Annotated in this window: 4 protein-coding genes; all 4 read left to right on the top strand. The window is 46.0% G+C overall.

The features are described 5' to 3' along the window. Positions 1-201: signal peptidase I (gene lepB, locus CHM34_RS18205; protein WP_141201771.1), on the top strand; the 201-nt coding region annotated here is incomplete at its 5' end. Continuing rightward, the gene (locus CHM34_RS18200) at positions 192-1,226 is read left to right on the top strand and encodes a DUF4244 domain-containing protein (protein WP_094266029.1); all 1,035 of its coding nucleotides are present in this window, start codon (positions 192-194) and stop codon (positions 1,224-1,226) included. The genes lepB and CHM34_RS18200, both read left to right, overlap by 10 nt. Positions 1,227-1,508: 282 nt before the next feature. Next, positions 1,509-1,829 carry a contact-dependent growth inhibition system immunity protein gene (locus tag CHM34_RS18195; RefSeq protein WP_094266028.1) on the top strand — a complete coding sequence of 107 codons (321 nt, stop codon included), beginning with the start codon at positions 1,509-1,511 and terminating at the stop codon, positions 1,827-1,829. A gap of 1,249 nt (positions 1,830-3,078) precedes the next feature. Next, positions 3,079-3,355 (top strand): YIP1 family protein (locus tag CHM34_RS18190; RefSeq protein ID WP_206093841.1); only part of this gene is annotated, 277 nt, incomplete at its 3' end.

Raw genomic sequence — 3,355 nt, 5'->3', positions numbered from 1 at the left:
AAGCCGCTGGCGGAACCTTACACTCAACCTTCAATAAACGACTTTGGACCGGTAAAGGTACCGAAGGACCATGTCTTTGTGTTGGGAGACAACCGCTTGGAAAGCGCCGACAGTCGGGAGTTCGGTCCGATTCCGATTCGGTCCATCATCGGCCGGGCCGATGTTATCGTCTACCCGCTGAACCATCTGAAATGGCTGTAAGGGAAAAGTCACATAGAGGAGGAGCGGATGTGAGAGAGAATCCATCATGGTGGAATAAAAAAGGTGCCTCCACCCTGGAATACGTGGTGATCCTGGCGGCGGCCGCTCTGTTGGCCGGAATCCTGTACTCCACCTTGACCAGCGATTCAGTGGCCGGGATCCTCAAACAAAAGATAGAGCAGGCGATCAACGGAGAGGGATCCGGGGAAGGAAACGAGACCGCGGATGGAGAACCTCCTGATAGCGGTTCACCGGATGAACCCTCCAACGAACAGGAGAACGAACCGCCGTCCCAATCGCCGCCTCCTTCGAAGGAAAAGCCCCCGCCGCAGGAAGAAAAAAGCGGATGGGAGACCGCCGGAGATGTGGTGGCGGAATTATCCGGGTACAATGATGCGAAAGCAGCCATCACCGGTGTGGACGAAAACGGCAACAAGATCGGTGTAGGCGAACGGCTGTTACGCGGGGCGCTGGCCCTTCCCACCCCGGCAGGAAAAGTGGCCAAGGGTGGCAAATATGTGGCCCAATACGGGGATGATGCCTTAGCCCTTGGGAAAAAGGCTAAAGGGAAGCTGGATGATGCCCTTAGCAAAGGGAAGAAAAAGGCGTGTGCTTGCCCGAAGAAGTTAGCACCAGGCGGAGGACTAAAAGCGCATGAAAGTAAGGGCGGGCATTTACTTTCAAGGCATGTTAATGTAAATGATCAAGATTTAATTAAAAGAGTGAAATCAAACAAAAAAATTACTCGTGCGTCTCGGTTTAAAGATGAAGCTACAGCGGAACGAGTCGCACATGATGCTATCATGGATTTAAAAAATCAACATAAAATAAAAAAGTGGTTGAATAACCCTTCAAGGGAGAAAGTATCAATAAATTATAATGGAAAAAAGGGAGAGGTTCTTGGTAGAGGATTTGAAAAAGGTTCCAATAAAGTGCAGGACATGAAAGAAAGAGCTGTTATTGTACTAAAAAAGGACGGTAAAGGTGGTTACTTTATACTCACTGGGTATCCTAATAAATATTAAAAATCCTTAGGAATGATGTCCTTTTTGTGTACGGATCTGGTGTTGGGCTTTCGCCTTGTTGATCATCCACCCTCTACTTTATTTGAACATAGAGTAGCAAAATAGATGCTTAAGGGTTAGAAGTTTCAAGGAAAAATAAAAAAATACTATCCAAATGATCATGTTTTTCATTTTATGGGTGAGCATTACGAAAGTCCATCCTTTTTTTCTTTCCCCCAGATAAGTAGTGATGGTCAAAAGGAACGAATAGGTTGACAACATATCATATGAGGAGGTTAAAAAATGTGTGATCAAGAAAAAATAAAGGATGAAATGTTTGATTTTCTAGCCAGTGAATTTCACCAGGATATTGAATCACCTGAAGAAGCTCTTCAAGAATTAATTAGGGAATCTGATTATATCGTATTAGATAATACCTTGAAATTTATAAAAAAATTTTTGGAATTAAAAATTTCTCAAGAGGAAAAGAGTGAGTTTATAAAAGAACATGCATGTATTTACTTTCCTGCTATAGGAATGACACCACTTGAATGGTTAAAAAAGATAGCTACTGATCTAGAACAATCTGTAAAAGTAAAAAAAGCAGAAGAAAAGGGCCGTTAGGTGAGGATTAATTCCATGGTATCTATTTGTATTGTGCAGAAGTGGACTATTAGATGGAGAAATAAGAAATCATCACTCTTCTGTAGTTGATGGAACCTACACAAAGGAACCAAAATCACGCTTTATACTCACGATGAGCCATTTCAGGATCTCTTCACCATGAAGGGAGACATCCGTATAAAGATAACGCTGGAGAGCTTGACGGTTCCCGAACGTTTTTCCCCCTGCAACATGACCACGTTCTCGATGCCGTCCAGGGCCTCTTCGTAGCGGTAAACCGGTAGGAAGCTTTCCCTACCGTCACGAGGCGGGTATCGGCTTTTCGGATGTGACTGGCGAAAAGTGGAGGCCGGTGTTCGAATGCCTAGGAAACAAGATCCGAGCCCCCGATCAGTTGCAATCCTTGGAGGGGGGCAGGCGTTAATGATTTTCGCTAATGTATACCACGAATCCATCAACAGATAAGCGGGGTGTCCCAGTTCGAGAAGTTCGCATGCCAAAGCGACTTGCTGGCTTCGTTCTTGTCGTAACGCCGAAAAGCGAATGGAAGACACTGATCCCTACACCGAAGGAGCAGAACGACCACATGGTGTCCCCAGACCGTACCGCCTTTTGCGTGGGGGAAATGAAAGTCGGCTTGTTGAATGGCCGACGCCCCCCGTGACGAAGGCTTGGTTTTCTCGCAAACGGAATCGTCCAAGATCATGTGAATGGGGAAGCCAGTTCGCGTGTTGCTTTAGACGATGCTACATCGACTGTTCCTCCCATATTCCCCGATGGAGCGAAATGGCTTAACGTCGTTCGTGTCTACGCTCATGGCTCATCGTATACACGTCGGTCGGCGTTCCGGAGAAGCCTTTCTGCGTGACCCCATCGATAAAGTGGATGAGTGTTTGGACGTGGGCTTGGACACGTAAAGGTCGTACCGTTGCTTCAGTGCGGCGGATCAGACCCTGGCAAATTGGGAGTATAAGACATGGTCTTGGCTTCTGTGTGGATGTGTTTGTAAACTCTATTCATCCCACAAAAGAGCGACCATGTCTCTACTTTTTTGTCAATAGAAATATCTAGGTTCGCCTTTGCTCATCTCGTTAATCGGTTTTAGCCGCCCCCCCTATAACCATATGTAAGGAATAGGAAATGAGAAGGATAACTGATATAGTCCAAAAGGACTGTTGAACGAGAATTTCCCCTCTGATACAATTTAGAAGAATTTTCTTAAGGAAAATCCGGGAAGGAGGATTCCTTTTTGCCATACTCCCCATGGTGGGAGATTTGGTTACAGCCGCAAAGGACGATCCGTGAAGTCCTTGAAAAGAATTCGAAACGTTCTGTGATCTTGCTTGTTGTTTTATTTGGAATCGCTTTTTGCTTGGAACAAGCTTCTTTGCGAAGTGTTGGCGATACGGTTTCATTGCCTGCCTTATTGGTGTTTTCTCTCATTCTAGGGCCGATCTTCGGTTTGGTTGGGTGGGCGATTATCAGTGGTTTAACCTACTGGACCGGCTCCTGGCTGGGTGGGACGG

The sequence above is a fragment of the Paludifilum halophilum genome (genome assembly GCF_002245355.1).
GTDB lineage: Bacteria > Bacillota > Bacilli > Thermoactinomycetales > DSM-45169 > Paludifilum > Paludifilum halophilum.
Note: the sequence above shows the minus strand (reverse complement) of the source record. Positions and strands in the feature narration are given on the sequence as shown.

Excerpts from the sequence above, each read along its gene's own strand:
- CHM34_RS18200 (WP_094266029.1), top strand. The coding sequence starts at position 192 with ATGGCTGTAAGGGAAAAGTCACATAGAGGAGGAGCGGATGTGAGAGAG.
- CHM34_RS18195 (WP_094266028.1), top strand. The coding sequence starts at position 1,509 with ATGTGTGATCAAGAAAAAATAAAGGATGAAATGTTTGATTTTCTAGCC.